The sequence below is a fragment of the Ensifer sp. genome (genome assembly GCF_031989085.1).
GTDB lineage: Bacteria > Pseudomonadota > Alphaproteobacteria > Rhizobiales > Rhizobiaceae > Ensifer.
On record NZ_DALZXU010000010.1, the window covers coordinates 1 to 14,840 of the forward strand.

General features: G+C 59.1%; 11 protein-coding genes and 2 pseudogenes. 6 read left to right on the forward strand and 7 right to left on the reverse strand.

The features are described from left to right. Positions 1-270 precede the first annotated feature (270 nt). From RTP54_RS27405 to RTP54_RS27415, 3 genes are all read right to left on the reverse strand, one after another. The gene (locus tag RTP54_RS27405; protein WP_312366934.1) at positions 271-1,101 is read right to left on the reverse strand and encodes an APH(3')-II family aminoglycoside O-phosphotransferase; all 831 of its coding nucleotides are present in this window, start codon (positions 1,099-1,101) and stop codon (positions 271-273) included. A gap of 74 nt (positions 1,102-1,175) precedes the next feature. Beyond that, a complete protein-coding gene (locus RTP54_RS27410) occupies positions 1,176-2,090 on the reverse strand; it encodes an aminoglycoside phosphotransferase family protein (protein ID WP_312366936.1) in 915 nt (304 codons plus the stop codon). Positions 2,091-2,157: 67 nt separating this feature from the next. Then, positions 2,158-2,910, reverse strand: a complete 753-nt coding sequence (locus RTP54_RS27415; protein ID WP_312366938.1) for an amino acid racemase — start codon at positions 2,908-2,910, stop codon at positions 2,158-2,160. 681 nt (positions 2,911-3,591) lie between these two features. On the opposite strand from RTP54_RS27415, the gene RTP54_RS27420 reads away from it, so the two are divergent. Continuing rightward, positions 3,592-4,185 (forward strand): TetR/AcrR family transcriptional regulator, encoded by a 594-nt coding sequence (locus tag RTP54_RS27420; protein WP_312366940.1) that lies wholly within the window; start codon positions 3,592-3,594, stop codon positions 4,183-4,185. A 191-nt stretch (positions 4,186-4,376) separates the two neighbouring features. Here the strand turns inward: RTP54_RS27420 and RTP54_RS27425 are convergent, their stop codons facing one another. Further along, positions 4,377-4,523, reverse strand: coding sequence for a CGNR zinc finger domain-containing protein (locus tag RTP54_RS27425; protein ID WP_312367149.1), 147 nt, complete (start codon positions 4,521-4,523; stop codon positions 4,377-4,379). Between the two features lie 125 nt (positions 4,524-4,648). Here RTP54_RS27425 and RTP54_RS27430 point away from each other — a divergent pair, with 125 nt between their 5' ends. The 4 genes and pseudogenes from RTP54_RS27430 (at position 4,649) to RTP54_RS27445 (ending at position 8,159) form a co-directional block, all read left to right on the forward strand. Continuing rightward, the gene (locus RTP54_RS27430; protein WP_312366941.1) at positions 4,649-5,044 is read left to right on the forward strand and encodes a response regulator; all 396 of its coding nucleotides are present in this window, start codon (positions 4,649-4,651) and stop codon (positions 5,042-5,044) included. A 56-nt stretch (positions 5,045-5,100) separates the two neighbouring features. Continuing rightward, positions 5,101-5,541, forward strand: a pseudogene (locus tag RTP54_RS27435) (chemotaxis protein CheB); the annotation flags it as partial. Between the two features lie 559 nt (positions 5,542-6,100). Further along, a pseudogene (locus RTP54_RS27440) lies at positions 6,101-6,446 on the forward strand (ATP-dependent DNA ligase); the annotation flags it as partial. 765 nt (positions 6,447-7,211) lie between these two features. Next, a complete protein-coding gene (locus RTP54_RS27445; protein ID WP_312366943.1) occupies positions 7,212-8,159 on the forward strand; it encodes a zincin-like metallopeptidase domain-containing protein in 948 nt (315 codons plus the stop codon). Positions 8,160-8,686: 527 nt separating this feature from the next. Here the strand turns inward: RTP54_RS27445 and RTP54_RS27450 are convergent. The 3 genes from RTP54_RS27450 to RTP54_RS27460 form a co-directional block, all read right to left on the reverse strand. Continuing rightward, positions 8,687-9,139 (reverse strand): ProQ/FINO family protein, encoded by a 453-nt coding sequence (locus RTP54_RS27450; RefSeq protein WP_312366945.1) that lies wholly within the window; start codon positions 9,137-9,139, stop codon positions 8,687-8,689. Positions 9,140-9,253: 114 nt separating this feature from the next. Further along, a complete protein-coding gene (locus RTP54_RS27455) occupies positions 9,254-10,828 on the reverse strand; it encodes a type IV secretory system conjugative DNA transfer family protein (RefSeq protein ID WP_312366947.1) in 1,575 nt (524 codons plus the stop codon). After that, the gene (locus RTP54_RS27460; RefSeq protein ID WP_312367150.1) at positions 10,825-11,124 is read right to left on the reverse strand and encodes a mobilization protein; all 300 of its coding nucleotides are present in this window, start codon (positions 11,122-11,124) and stop codon (positions 10,825-10,827) included. Before RTP54_RS27460 ends, RTP54_RS27455 begins: the two co-directional genes overlap by 4 nt. 276 nt (positions 11,125-11,400) lie before the next feature. On the opposite strand from RTP54_RS27460, the gene traA reads away from it, so the two are divergent. Further along, positions 11,401-14,706, forward strand: coding sequence for a Ti-type conjugative transfer relaxase TraA (gene traA / locus RTP54_RS27465; RefSeq protein WP_312366948.1), 3,306 nt, complete (start codon positions 11,401-11,403; stop codon positions 14,704-14,706). Positions 14,707-14,840 lie beyond the last annotated feature (134 nt).

Genomic DNA, 14,840 nt, shown 5'->3' on the forward strand with positions numbered 1-14,840 from the left:
GCCGAATGGGGAGCGACCGCCTGGTGGTAGGGACATGGTGGCAAAGCCGAAACATTCGATCGTTCAATGTTCGGTGGATGAATGCGCTGCTGATCGGAGCTGCCGATCAAGATGACGTTCTCGGCCGCAGTGTTTGCATTGGCAGAAGAGCTCATACCATTCCGGCAGAGTGGCGACTTCGGTCGTCGGGCCGGCTTCCGCACCGCTCGAAGCCATTATCAACGGCTTGCTTCGGGGTCAAATACATCTGAGGTAGCAGCTGGCAAGGCTCTAAAAGAACTCATCGAGAAGACGGTAAAACTGAACCCGCCCAGGATTCAATTTCTCGACTCCATATCGATCGAGAAAGGGCTTGACGGAATCTGTTCCCAATTCCTCCGCGATATCGCGAGCGGTCAACGCCAGATCTTGATATCGGTCTGCCACACCCAACCGACCGCAATCGATGAACCCAGTGAAGCGACCGGAGGCGACCATAAGATTGGGCAGGCAGGCATCGCCATGTGTCACCACGAGATCCTGCTGAATGGGAAGGAACGCCTTTAATCGCTCATACAATTCCAGAGGCTCGAGCCCTTTATGCTCTTCGTCGAAATCTTCTCGTTCCGCGAGGCCCGCTTCCATACGAGCGCGGGCTCGTTGGACGCGATGTCTCGCACCGTGATCAAAGGGGCACGTAGCGGGATCGAGTTGGTGTAAAAGCCGCAGCGCGTCGGCCATGATCTCTATCTTTTTTGCGGGTTCGAGGGTGGCTGATAACAAATCGCTACCTGGGACGGCACTCAGCAACAACCAGTCGCGCGCGCTGTCGTAAACCTCGGCGATCACTTGCGCCCCAGGAATACCTGCCGTCGAGAGCCACCGAAGCCGCAGCGCCTCGTCCCGAATTTCGCCGAAGGGGCCTGCAAGACCCGTTTTGACAAAGAGAGGCGTTTTGCCGGGCGCCGTGAGCCGGAATACACTGGCCTCCGAACACCCGACGGTCTGCAGATCCCAACTGTAGCCCACGGTCTTTTCGCGCAGTGTATGCGGAAGCTTGGAAATGAGGCTTTCAGTTTCCAATGCGCTGATCTCGTTGAGGTTTCGTACTGGTTCAATCATGCCGTTCTCCACGTGCCACTCGGATGAGCAGGCGTTTCGAAACATTTGGGTATCCCGGACAGGCGCGTCGGCGACTACCCATCGCTAACTGCGCGCCCGGCAATCGCCTTGCAACGGGCAAGAGCCCACAATGCATCTTCTTGAGCTCCGTTCATCGCGCTTTGGAAAAGCTGCTCGAGACCGATGCGAAGCTGGTAAGCGCGCAGTTGAAGCGACCTCTCCAGCACCGGGGCTCGCTGCTCGAGGAAGCGCGCCTGATGTTCCATGCATCGGAGCCATGGGCGCCAGAAAAAAATGTTGGCGCTGTCATAAAGCGGATCGCCGATGAGGGCCTCACTCCAATCGATTACGCCCGTCACCCGCCCGACCTGCGCAAGCACGTTGTTTGACCCAAAATCACCGTGGACCAGGCCACAAATCTCCGGGCAGTGGTCTGCCCATTGGACGAATTTCTCAAGGAGTGGCGGAGCTGCGGCTCGCAACTCGTGCGACTGGAGCGCAAGCCAGTCGTATTGCCGCGCATCGGCGATGGCCATCAAGTATGCATGCCAAGTGGGAAAATGGCCGACGCCATCGGGTCCGAACCGGCCAAATCCACCCAAAGATCGAACGTCGGTAGAAGCGATGGCGTCCAGGACGTGGGCGACAGGTTCGACGATGGTCGGCAAGTCATCCTCGGGCAGATCCTGAAGGGTAATGCCAGCCGCCTTTCGCGATACGCAATAGCTGAGATCTTCATCAAAATTGCCGATACGCACTATCTCGGGGATCGGCAGCGCCGGCCCACTGAAGGCGCAATACGCAAAGGCATCCTTGTGAAAACCATCTGCACTCCTGCTAATGCGCAGTACATACGGGTTGTCATTCGCTTGGAACGCAAATGCTCGTGACTCTTCGCCTTCCGCAAGTTGGCCCAGTGCTGCGCACTCGCCAAATTCCTTAATGAGAAAGGCCGCTACAGCGGGCATTTCGACACTCGGTTTTTCCATTGCATGATTTCTCGTACGAGCGATTTATTGAACATATCGGGTCGCCACCCTCCGCCCGGCAATCGTTTCAACGCTTGCGGCCGGGGCATTCAACATGACATATGGGTCCTCCTCTCCAAGTCGGCATCGGATGCTCACCAAGAGCGGTCTCCACGGCGTGGCGCGCGAGCAATCGTGTCGAGTCCAGGGTGGGAAGGGGAGAGTCTGCCTGCGAAACAAGAAGGGGGATCTCTGTGCAGCCGAGAACAACTGCGTCACAGCCCCGGTCGCGGAAATTGGCGATGATCCGGACGTGCATTTCTCTTGCCTCGGAGGTGAAAATGCCGCGACAAAGCTCCTCAAAGATTACCTCATTTATGGAATTTCGATCATGCGTCGAGGGTGCAACTGCCTCGACACCATGGCGCTCTGCGGCCTTAAAATACATCGGCTCCCCAGTGGTCCATTTGGTGCCCAGGATGCCGATCTTGTGAAAACCGAGCCTTTTTGCCTCGGCCATGACCACGTCAGCAATGTGCAACCCGGGCAGCGTTAAGCGACCCGAGCCCACCTCCAGGGCCAGATGGGCCGTGTTGTCCGGGCAGACGAAAAAATTGCAACCGCTGGCGGCCAGCCTTTCAACGCTTGTAGCGAGCGTGCCTTCAATGTCCGATAGAAGGCCGTCTTCCCAGGCCGGCATGCTTGCCCCCATGGCGATGACGCTCATCGTGATATCGGGATGGTGATGCGCGCCGAGCCGGTTAGCGCCCTCATGGCACATCGTGAGGTAGCAAAGAGCCGACCCCTCGGCACTGTGCGCCAGAATTCCAATATGTTTCACTTCGGACCTCCTGTGGATGTCGGCGTCGCTGGCGGAGCGTCTCAAGGGTGGACCTCGGCCATTTCGCCGGCCTCACGGGCAAGCCAATCCGTGGCTTGCGCGCGGATTGCCCTCTGATCGAGCCGATAGACAGTCCAACTGGTGGACGTCATCGTGCCTGTCCTTCGGTGGCGGCTTGCTGTTCTGCGGTGAAGTTGCCCCCGCACGAAACATTGCATGTCCTCCTCGGTCAGCCACACCGAAAGGGAGCCGGACCGAAGTCGCAAGGCGTCCGTCCAGAGCCATGTCCCAACTGCGCCGGGAAGATCATGCCAACACCGCTTGAGCCGCCATCCCTCGAAAACGATCGCGGGCATGTCTGCCATCCGTTCGGCGTGAAAATGCGTCCCGCTTACAAACAGTCTCCGCGGGTTCGCCAGGCATTGTTCATACTCTGGTCCGGGGGTCCAGCTTGACCACATCATCGGCATTGCCTTCCTCTGAATTCAAGCAAGCAGCTTGGATGCAATACAGTCAGAAACAGCCGCTCACTGCGCCGATACGGCGTTGGAGCGTCGTTGATACTCAGTGTCTAATGGTCAGAAGTGAGAATGTATAATTTATCGACTGTGAGTCGGTAAATAACCGACTGAGAGTCGAAAAGTCAATCGACTTTTGAAATGGGGATGGTAGAAAGTCGATATGGTTACTCAGGCAGAACGACGGGAAGCTACGCGAAGCGCGGTCATCAGGGCGGCTACGACCCTTTTTGGGACGGTTGGATTTGCTGCTACGACCGTTGACCAGATCGCCGGGGAGGCCAGGGTAGCAAAGGGAGCTGTATATCACCACTTCGCGAACAAAGAGGCGATATTCGCCGCAGTGTTTGAGGTAACGTCGAGAGAAGTGGCTGCGAGAGTAGCTGCTGCAGGTCGCTTAGCGGTTGATCCGCTCAAAGGCATCAGCGAGGGCACAAGGACCTATTTCGAAATTTGTACCGACGGTGGTCCAATTGGGCGGATCATCCTGACTGACGGTCCTGCCGTCCTGGGATGGCGGGTATGGCGGGATATCGACAGACAGCATTTCGGTGCCATGGTGCCGGCAGCTTTGGCGGCGGCAATGAAGACGGGCCTTGTTGATAGCCAACCGATTGAACCGCTATCCGCTCTTTTGCTGGGAGCCGTCACCGAAGCGGCATTCGTGTGTGCCAACAGTCATGCCCCGGAAAAAGCGATCGAAGCCTTTATTAGTGCCCTCGACGCGCTCCTCCAGGGTCTTTGCCCGAGAGTTTAGAGTATTATTCGCGGGCTCTGACTTGCCAACCTTCTGAGAATATCGCTCTCCAGCTTCTGGCAGAGGCTCAGAGTTCTGCCATCAAAGCGGGGGCGTTGGGCAACCGGCGTTCCAGCGAGGCGTCAATCCCGCTTTCTGCGTTCGTCTTCGGCGCGCGAGTGTGAAAATTGTTGCTCCCTCCCCGACCGCAATCACATGTTTCTGGCTCGGAAGCGTTTGACGCGGGTGTGTGTGCCGCAGCTTGCGTCCGAACACCAAAGCCGCCGCCCACTTTTTGATTTATCGAGAAATAACCCGGTCCGCCATCGAGAAGCGGCTTCGGTACGACCGTTATCGATCGGTCTCTCGCCTACGAATTTGACGGGGTGGTTGAACGCAGCTTCGAAACACTCGGTATGGTCTGCGTCATAAACCTTCCCTTCACTCCGGAGGTTGGGGTTCGCTTACTAGATCGGAAAGTGGATTGAATGACGCCTCCCCACATCCCCACACCGAAGGCCCTCGGGTGCTCATTGTCGAAGACGAGATGACCATCGTGTTGCTCATCGAAGAGACGCTGCTTGACCTTGGGGCCCAGATTATCGGACCGGCGTCACGGCTCGATATGGCCATGCGCCTAGCAGCCGAGAGCTCTATCGATGCCGCGATCCTCGACATCAACATCCGTGGAGGTAACTCATATCCCGTCGCAGATATCCTTGCGACTAGGGAGATCCCTTTCGTCTTCTGCAGCGGCTATAGTGGCTGGGCGCTGGAAGAACGTCATCGTGATCGCCCTCGCTTGAGCAAACCCTTCAGCCCAGAAGAGCTTAGGGAACGAGTGCTGCAACTTTTGGAAGCACCGCCACCCGGCGAATAGGTGATAATGCCTGCGCCCGTCCGTGGCGCTCCATATATGGAGGTGATGAATCCGCTATGCGTGAGATTATCGCAATCGGTGGCTCTGCGGGCTCTGTCCAGGTGATCCGGGAAATTTGTCGAGCGCTGCCAGTAGATCTCAAAGCCTGCGTCCTCATCACGGTTCACGTGGGAGCGGGAGATCGAGATCTTCTCGCCGGCATCTTGGAGGGCGGAGGGCCGCTGCCGGCAAGGACCGCGATCGATAGCGAGCCATTAGAGCACGGGTGTATCTACGTGGCTCCTGCCGACCATCACCTGATAGTGGATGGGTGATTAGTCCGATTGGGTCGCGGGCCTCGCGAGAATATGGCGAGACCCGCAATCGACCCTTTGTTTCGATCAGCAGGTGTCAGCGCCGGGCCAGGAGCGATTGGCGTCCTCCTTTCAGGCATGCTGAATGACGGAGCGTCGGGGCTAGCGGACCTCAAACGCTGCGGTGGAGTGACCATCGTTCAAAGCCCACTCGATGCTGTCGAAAGCGAGATGCCCCGAACCGCACTCCGTGCAAGTGATATCGACTATCGTGCTGGCACCTCTCATCATCCGGCTCTCTCAAGAAGTACCAGGGCCGACCCGGACGCCGCCGCCCAGTGTCGCGATGGAAGTGAAGATCGCGCTCGGCCGACCAACCGACACGCCTTTCATTGCCGAGATCGCAGATCCGGCGCCATTGAATTGTCCGGGATGCGGACACTGTCGCAGATCAGGCGCTCGCCCCTTCGATTTCGCTGTCAGGTAGGGCACAGTTATACGGCGCAAGTCTTGGCTCACGAGCAGGAGGGTTCTGTCGATGAGGCAGTGCGCATGGCGCTGCGCGTAATGGGCGAGCGGGCCGTTCTAATGGAGAAGATGACGGCCGACGCGCTTGAGGCGGGCAGAACTGCCGCTGCCGTGGGTTTCGAGGAACGGGCTCAAGAGTATCGGCGCTCCGCTGTCGTGCTGATGGACGCTGCGCTTAAGGGAAGAAGACAGTTAGTGCGACCTTCCGCCGGCTGCGAACGCGCCCGGTTGATCGACGATGATACTCGACGGCGACGGGGTCGTGCTCGACGAAGCCGGGCGTACGGATTTCGAAATGTTGCAGGCGGCTCTCGGCGGTCGAGGAGGCAAACGCCATTCTGGAGCAGGCCGGTAAGTTCGGCCTGGAGGGAATTGTCGCAAGGCGCCTTACCACTCAGGGCGGACGGGCGACTGGTTAAAGCTAAAATGCATTCAAAGTGAGTGGAGAGCTTCGTTGTCGTCGGTGTTGAGCCTTCAACTGTGCCGGGCGCGATTTCGCGGCTGCTGCTCGCGGCGCGTTGGCCTATGTTGGTGAAGTGGGAACTGGGTTCACGGATACGATTGCCCGAGATCTTCGAAAGCAACTATCGGCCATGCCGGCGAAGGCGCCACCCGATGGGGCTCGGTGTGGCATGGTCCAACGAAGATCCGATGGCCGCCCGCCACGACATCATCTACATAAGGCGGTCGCTGGTTCGGGCGGGCTAGTGGGGGAGACGTTGTTTTTCCCTGGTTCACTAAAGGTCTCAGGCCATCTGCCGAAGATCATCTTTTTCTCAGATAACGTCTTGGTAAAGGCTAGCAGTCGAGCTGCCAGATGCTCCGCCTAGTCGCTTGAGCGGCCGAGACGACGTGAGCGAAGTAATTCGCAAAAGACGGTGTCCAGAACTGTTAGTTGATCCAGCAGGATGGCGTCGGTGCGGTGAAGGGTCATCTCGGCCTCCTTAAAGGCGAAAGCGCGATGATCTCCCAGTCGCCGGAGCCGAAAAACAGTCCGACGATACCAATTACTCTATACCTCAGTTACGGCGTAGCAACGGTTGGTTCGAGGCGGGCGGCTTTGGAGGTGCCGGCCGCTTGGTGTCAATCGCCCAACGGGCCGCCTGTTCCCGACTAGTCCTTTGGACGGCCATGCGAATTTTCATAGAAGAGATGGGCGGGGGGCGCTGCCCCCTTCGCCCCTGCAAGCGCCCGCCGCCCAGCTTCCTTCGCTTTACTGACGTTGCGCTTCGTGCAGCCGGTTCCCCGCGCGGATCGCTTGCACCCCAATCCCCCGCTGCTCCGCGCGAACTCGAAAGCAGGAGCGAACGGCTCCCGCTTCGCGAGATCAGGGAAGGGGCAAGGCAATGACAAGGAAAGCAAAGGCAGAAACCAAGATTGCGGCCAGTGACGTTTACGAGCGCATCACCAACCGCATCGTTGAGCAACTGGTGGCCGGAACCCGGCCATGGATGCAGCCTTGGGGCGGGGGCGGGATGCCGGTTCGCCCGCTTCGGCACAATGGCGCTGCCTATCGCGGCATCAATACCGTGCTTCTGTGGATGACGGCGACGGAGCAGGGCTACTCGTCGCCCTATTGGATGACTTATAAGCAGGCTTCGGAACTCGGCGCGCAGGTGCGCAAGGGCGAGACGTCGACCCTTGTTGTCTACGCCAATACTATAGAGCGCAAGGAAACCGACGATGCGGGCGAGGAGGTTGAGCGCCGCATCCCATTCATGAAGGGATACAGTGTTTTCAATGCCGATCAGATCGACGGCTTGCCCGAACGCTTTTATGTCAAGCCGTCAGCGTTGCCGGAGACCGGCAATCAGCGCATTGAAACCGCAGATCGGTTCTTCGCCCACCTTGGCGCCGACATCCGCCAAGGGGGCAGTAAGGCGTACTATCACCCCGTTGGTGATTTCATCCAGATGCCGCGCTTCGAAGCTTTTGTCTCGGCTGAAGCACACGCGACAACCCTCGGGCACGAGGCAATCCATTGGACCATGAGCCCCACCCGGCTCGATCGCCATCTCGGCCGTGAGAAGTGGGGTGACGAGGGCTATGCGAAGGAAGAGCTGGTGGCAGAGCTTGGAAGTGTGTTTCTCGCCGCCGATCTCGGTCTTGCGATCGAACCGCGCGACGATCATGCCGCCTACATAGCCTCTTGGCTGAAGGTTCTGAAAAACGACAAGCGACTTGTGTTCCAGATGGCGGCCCACGCCGAACGGGCCGTTACGTTTCTGCACGGTCTGCAGCCAGAGGACGGCAAACGTTCAGATGAAGAGGTAAGTGAGTCCGCGGCTGTCTGAGTGGCAAGGTGGGCGAGGGATATTCGAGTGCGCCGCCTCGTATCGTTGCACCGAATATCCCCACGGCTGCCACCGTCCGCCAGTCTCTACGCTTCCATTGCCACTCGCGCCATCCCCCGAACGAGGCATGAGGATCGAATTCAGGTGCCGGAAAAAAGCGGCCCGCAGCCGGGCTGCGGGCCGATCTTCGGACAAGTCCTCAGCGCGTGCGAATATTACCGCGCGCTCAATTGGAACGAGGGCCGAACAGCCCTTGTTTAAATTGGGGCACTCTGTAACGGTCAAGCGGAGCGGCTTCCCGGTTCCGGCCGGTGGCAGTCGCGATGCTGATCCTCCGCGACGAGGCTTTTAACCCGCGAAACCACGCGCGAATTGGCTTTGGCAGCGACACTGCCGGCACCTGGTACGCTCATTTTTGCTGGCGGCTCAAGCCCGGCGGCTTAGTCGGATGAACGGTCCACCGGCCAATTTTTGTCCTTGGCCAACAGCGCTCCACGGATGACCGGAAAGCCGCTATCGCAGTAATTTTAGCGGAGTGGACCATTGCGGTTGAGCAGCGACGCCCGGATCGCATCGGCCTTCGAAACCGCAGGCGCAGGTACGTTTCGGGCTTCATCACGCGTTCTGAAGCTTTCAATTTTCTGCTGCGCCGCCAACCTGTCGCTCTCCGATACAGAATCGACAGCTAGCCCATTGATGTCGTGGCGGGCGGAGCCCGGCTGTGCGACTGCCAGCAGATACCGCTTTGAATGGAGATAGGCTCCGGTCGCCCCGCGCAAGGCCGAGACGCTGAGGTCGGCTCTTAGAAGTGGCCTGATTTCTATCCAAAGACCGAGAGCGAATGGCAGGATGGGGTCGCCCGGCTGAAAGGGGAGAATTGCAATCGGCCGGGTGAGCAGCGCGTTAATGGCTTGCGCTTTCAGTAGGTCGATCTCGCGCGCCGGAACCGGGCCGAATTTCTGTTTCGACGATTTGCTCATGCAACTGTCCCACGGATCACTTCTTTGAGACTTTAGCCTGTAACAATGGATCCTGGCGATGTCACGGTTGAGGACATCGGTCCTAGAGACAGCCAACGCGTTGGGAGAGGGCAGTCACGTCCGATCGTAGGCGCCTTTGAACTCCGGATCGTCGTAGTATCGAAGCTTCTTGACCCAGGCCGGCCGCTGCCCTTGCCTCAATAAAATCATCCTGCCTTCCGGTAGTCGCATGATCTCATCGGCATTGATGAGGTCTCGAGCCGAGATGTGTTCGGATGAGGAGTTCTTGCCCTCGGACCACGACCTGGTGACGTAGTTGACATCCGTTTTGCCCACCGTGCGCGCGATAAGCTCGGCGGTCTCGATATCGTTGACGCCAAAGACCTGAAGTACGGCGGCATTCGACAGGAACGTGCTGGCGCGCCGTCCATAGGTCGCGCGCAGCTGGTGGATATCCTGCAGGATAGGCCAGAGTTGGACACCATAACCGGCCATCAGTCCCATGGCGCGCTCGATCGGTGCGAGGTGGCCGAGGGCCGCGAACTCGTCAAGCAGATAGAGCACAGGCCTGGCGGGAATGGTGCTATCGCGCGCCATGTCGGTGAGGCTTTGGGTGATCAGCAAGCGCAGCCACCTGGAATAGCTCGAGAGCCGATCGGGCGGCAGAACCAGGAACACGGTCACGTTGTCGCGCCTGAGATCGGAGAAGCGAAAATCCGATCGGCCGAGCACGGCCGTCATGCGCGGGCTGTCGAGGAAATGGGTGTGGCGCTGCGCGGCCGAGAGAACACCGGCTGCTTCCCGATCGGACTTGCCGAGGTGACGATTGGCGGCACGGGCGATCAGCCCGCCGGCATCATCCATATCCTGCATTCGCGCCAGCAACCCGAGAAAGCGTTCGGGAGCGAGCGTGAGATATTCGCGCAGCGTTGCGAGCGTTCGCCGCCCTGGAGATTCCGCGACGACGATCTTGAGGATGAGACCTGCGACAAGCGCTTTCGCCTCTTCATTCCAATGCGCATCGCCACTCATGCCCGGCTCATCGAACACGAGAGCATCGGCAAGTGTGTTGGCATCTTCCGCGACATCGGGGCCGTTGGCGTCGAGCATGTCGAGTGGATTGAAGGCCGCGGATCGTTTGCCGGTCACACCGAAGGGATCGAGGTTATGGACGGGGCCGAACTGCTCGCGTGCACGTGCGGTGATCCCAACATTCTCTCCTTTCGGGTCGATGCAGATCACCGAGCGCTCGGCGGTCAGCAGATTGGGAATGAGCGTGCAAACACCCTTGCCGGTTCTCGTCGGCGCCATGGTCAACAAATGGGCTGGGCCCTCATAACGCAGCAGCTTTTCTGTTCTCGGATCGCGACCAATCAGCAACCCGTCATCTGCTGATGAGAGCTTTCGCAGCTCCGTTTTATTTGCCCAGCGGGCGGAGCCAAATACAGAGGCAAGGGGCGTATCGGTCATGAATGCCGCAAGGAAACCGAGCCCGCCGAAGACCAGCGGCAGGTGCTCGGCGACGGCATCGACGACTTGGCTGACCGGCCCAGGCTCAAAGCCGCCAATCAGATGAATGACAAAGTTGGCCAGCACGAGCAGGACCGAAATCAGGACGCCGAAGATCGCGCATGCGATCGCGATGAAGGGGGCTCGGGCAATCGATTTGAGGGATCGGGAAAAGGTCATTCCGAATTTCCGATACCCATCCCGTCAAGCGACTGCGAGGGGCGGAGAATATCATCGAACAACGCTTTGTCTCCGTCTCGGATGAGGAAGCCTGGGAGCTCCCGGCGAAGCCACTCCTGTAAACGTCTGGTGAAATCAGCATCGCGCGAATGCTCCAGCCGGTGGAGGACGAGGGCGCCGAGCAAGACCTTGCGTCTCGTGTCTTCGGCGCGCTCCTTTCTTCCGAGCCGCGCTTTCAGTGTCTTCTTGCGTTCTTCCAGTTCAGCGATGCGTTGTTCGATTGACTTGCGAGCCATGTCGATCCTTTCATCGTTGCGGATGGCTTTGCGATAGAGCAGCCTGCAATCTGGATGCGCGTCATTCTCGCGGTCCGTTGAAGATTCACGCAATGATTACCTTCCGCGAAGGTAGCAGTGTTCCCGTTCATCGCAACCATAAATATGCATGGGGAGCGTGAGTCTTGGTTGATCCCGAACGCAGGGAGCACAGCGAACGAAGTTTTGAAGGGCGCACTTACGAGTTGCTGTGCAACTCAATGCTTGGTATGGTTGTGCGACTTTGGAGGGTGTCGCTTGGCCATCTACCATTGCAGCATGAAGCCGATCGCAAGAAGTAGTGGCCGAAGCGCGGTGGCGGCCATCGCCTATCGCACCGCGACGAAGATCGTCAACGAACGCGACGGCATTGTGCACGACTTCACCCGTAAGCAAGGCGTTGAGCATTCCGAGATTGTTCTTCCCGAAGGAGTGAATGCGCCGTGGGCGTTGGATCGATCGACGCTGTGGAATGCGGTTGAGCGCGTCGAAGTTCGCAACGATGCTCGCGTTGCGCGGGAGTTTGAGATTGCCCTTCCGCATGAAATGAGTGCGGCCGATCGATTGGCACTCACCCGGGACTTCGCGCGGGATCTGGCAAACCGCTACGGCGCTGCGGTGGACTTCTCCATTCACCAGCCGCAAGGCGAAACGGACATCCGAAATTTCCACGCGCATGTGGTGATGACGACGCGGGTGGTGACGGCGCAGGGGCTCGGTGAAAAGACGCTGATCGAGCGCGAAAACAAATGGCTGTTGAACAACGATCAGCCGACTTCGCATATGCAGCTTCGCGATATCCGGCAACTCTGGGAACACCAAACAAATAGGCACCTGGCGCGACTCGGTCTGGATGTTCGGGTAGACCACCGCTCGCATCTGGAACGTGGGCTCGAGATCGAGCCGACGGAGCATATGGGTGTGCATGCCTCGCAGATGGACCGGCGTGGCCTGGCCGTGTCGCGGGCGCGGATCGATGAGAAGGCGGCGCGATCGAATGCCGAGCTGGTCCGCAAAAAACCCGAGCAGGTTCTTTCGATCATCACCGGCGAAAAGAGTGTGTTTGATCGCCATGATATCGCACGCGCTTTGCATCGCTACATCGATGATGTCGACGGATTTCGCAATGCCTTTGCTGCGGTCATGGCTTCGGCGGCATTGGTCGAACTGAAGCCGGAAAATGCGACAGAGTTAGCGCGGTATTCGACGCGCGAAATGGTGGAGGTCGAGGGCGCCATGGCCGCGAGCGCTGAGCGCATGGGCCAATCATTCCGTCACAGCGTTGATCGCCAGCACGTCGATCAGGCACTGCATGTCCAGGACGATGCGATCAGGGCAAGAGCCGCGGCATCAATCTCTGGAAGGTTTGAACGCGGCGAGATGTTGCTCACCGATCGAGAGGAGGCGATCGAGCGGTCGGGGTTGAGCGAGGAGCAGCGTGTAGCGGTCGATTACATCACCGGGCCGGCGCAGATCGCGGCGGTGATTGGTTTTGCCGGCGCCGGCAAGTCCACCATGCTTGCGGCTGCGCGCGATGCCTGGGAGCGGCAGGGGTATAGGGTTCATGGCGCAGCGCTTGCCGGCAAGGCGGCGGAAGGCCTGGAGGAATCCTCCGGCATCGCTGCGCGCACGTTGGCGTCGTGGGAATACGGTTGGCAGGCGGGTAGGGGCGCGCTTGGCAAGGGCGATATTCTGGTCATGGACGAGGCTGGCATGGTCGGAAGCCGGCAGCTTGCGAAGTTCGTCAACGAGGTGGAAGTACGTGGCGCGAAGCTCGTGCTGGTTGGTGATCACGAGCAGTTGCAGGCAATTGGGGCGGGCTCGCCGTTCCGCGCGATTGCCGAGCTTGTCGGCGCTGTCGAGCTTTCAGAAATCCGCAGACAAAATGAAGTCTGGCAGCGAGAGGCGTCGATCGCGTTTGCGACCCATCGGACTGGGGAGGCGTTGGCAATCTACGCCGAGCGCGGCGCGGTAGAATTCTGCGGCAACAGGGATGAGGCTCGGACCGCTTTGGTTCGCGATTACGTCGCCGATCTGGAAGAACACTCGTCCGGCTCGCGGCTCGCGTTGGCGCATCGGCGCGTCGACGTTCGGGCGATCAATGCCGATATTCGAGCATCGCTTCAGGAGCGAGGTTGGCTGGCGCGTAGTGAGGGCGAGCAGGGCACGCTGGGTCGCGAAATTGTCTATCAGACAAATGACGGCAAGCGGTCCTTTGCAACCGGCGACCGGATCGTGCTTCTCCAAAACGACCGGGATCTTGGTGTGAAAAACGGCATGCTGGGGACGGTTGAGGCCGTCGAGCCCGACGCGCTACAGATTCGTCTCGACGGCGGTGGGCCGGACAAGACTCGTGCGGTCTCCATACCCGTTACCAGTTACCAAAGCTTTGATCATGGCTATGCGACCACCATCCATAAGTCTCAAGGCGCGACAGTCGATCGGGCCTTTGTCATGGCGTCCACCACCATGGATCGACATCTCACCTATGTGGCGATGACGCGCCATCGCGATCATGTGCAGCTTTATGCTGGTCGCGATGAACTCAAGGATGTGAACGTGCTCAGTGCCAGCATGAGCCGATCGGGCACGAAGGAAACGACGCTCGACTACACCGGCATATTTGCCGCCCGGCGGGGGCTCGCAGAGGAGCTTGGTGTTCACAGCGAGATTGCCGTCAATCGCTCGCCGGCACAGGCTCCAGACCGGACCATTGCTGCCGACAGCAATGCTCTTGGTCGCACTGCGGACAGTCATGAGCCGTTGATCAACGCGCATCAGAGCGGGTGGACTGTTGAGACGCATGCTGAGAAAGTCGAGCTGCTTGTGCCGGCGATTATGCACTATTCCCGCAGCGTCGAGGAGGTGGCGCGGGAGAAGGCAAGGCCTGTCTTCGAGCGAGCGATGGAAGCGGTGCGATCTATTGGCTGGAAGGTCTATGCCGATCCGGATGACGTTGCCGGCAAGCTCGACATCGAAATCGTCGACAACGCCATTGCGGCCCAAGCGCTAGGAGCTTTCGTTGCCGAGCGACCGGAGCAATTTGGAGAACTGCGCGGCAAGACCGGCTTTCTGGGCGACAACACGGAGCGCAAGGCCGCACGCCACTATGCCAAGGCGCTCAGCAATCACGTCGCATCGGCTGCTCAAACTTGGGAGCGCCGGCTTGTCGCCGAGTGCCAGTCGGAGACCTGGAACCGCGAGAAGCGGGATGTGGTTGAGGTGCCGGGGCTGACGCAGCGCAGTGAGGCCATTCTGAAGCAGCTCGATCTGCTACCACAGTTGGAAAAGCCAAAATTCCTCGAACAACTCTCCGCGACGGTGGAAGGCAAGCAGGTGCTGGAAGAGGCCAAGAAAATAGCCCAAGCGCTTGAGCAACGCTTTGGCAGCGCCGATGCGCGCGATCTCAAGATGGAAAACACGCGATTAGGGCCGGAGCTCTCTACTCGACTAGATCGCATCACGGAGGTTGCACGTCTCGTCGACCGGGCGCATCGGGCCGAGTTGAAGCGCAACTACGAGCTCACGCGCGCGTTGACAAAGGGACTGGGATTGAGAATGTGAACGACACCCACCTGGTGTGGGTTTCGTTCTTTACCTCTCTAGTGCGGAAAGATTTCGGTGCCCTCGGCAGACGTTCTGCGAGGGCCCAATCCCATTTTCATTTCCCGACACCGACGTGGCGACGTCATGATAAA

Coding starts and splice junctions, on each gene's coding strand:
- RTP54_RS27405 (WP_312366934.1), bottom strand. CDS start 1,101: ATGATTGAACCAGTACGAAACCTCAACGAGATCAGCGCATTGGAAACT.
- RTP54_RS27410 (WP_312366936.1), bottom strand. CDS start 2,090: ATGGAAAAACCGAGTGTCGAAATGCCCGCTGTAGCGGCCTTTCTCATT.
- RTP54_RS27420 (WP_312366940.1), top strand. CDS start 3,592: ATGGTTACTCAGGCAGAACGACGGGAAGCTACGCGAAGCGCGGTCATC.
- RTP54_RS27445 (WP_312366943.1), top strand. CDS start 7,212: ATGACAAGGAAAGCAAAGGCAGAAACCAAGATTGCGGCCAGTGACGTT.
- RTP54_RS27450 (WP_312366945.1), bottom strand. CDS start 9,139: ATGAGCAAATCGTCGAAACAGAAATTCGGCCCGGTTCCGGCGCGCGAG.
- RTP54_RS27455 (WP_312366947.1), bottom strand. CDS start 10,828: ATGACCTTTTCCCGATCCCTCAAATCGATTGCCCGAGCCCCCTTCATC.
- RTP54_RS27460 (WP_312367150.1), bottom strand. CDS start 11,124: ATGGCTCGCAAGTCAATCGAACAACGCATCGCTGAACTGGAAGAACGC.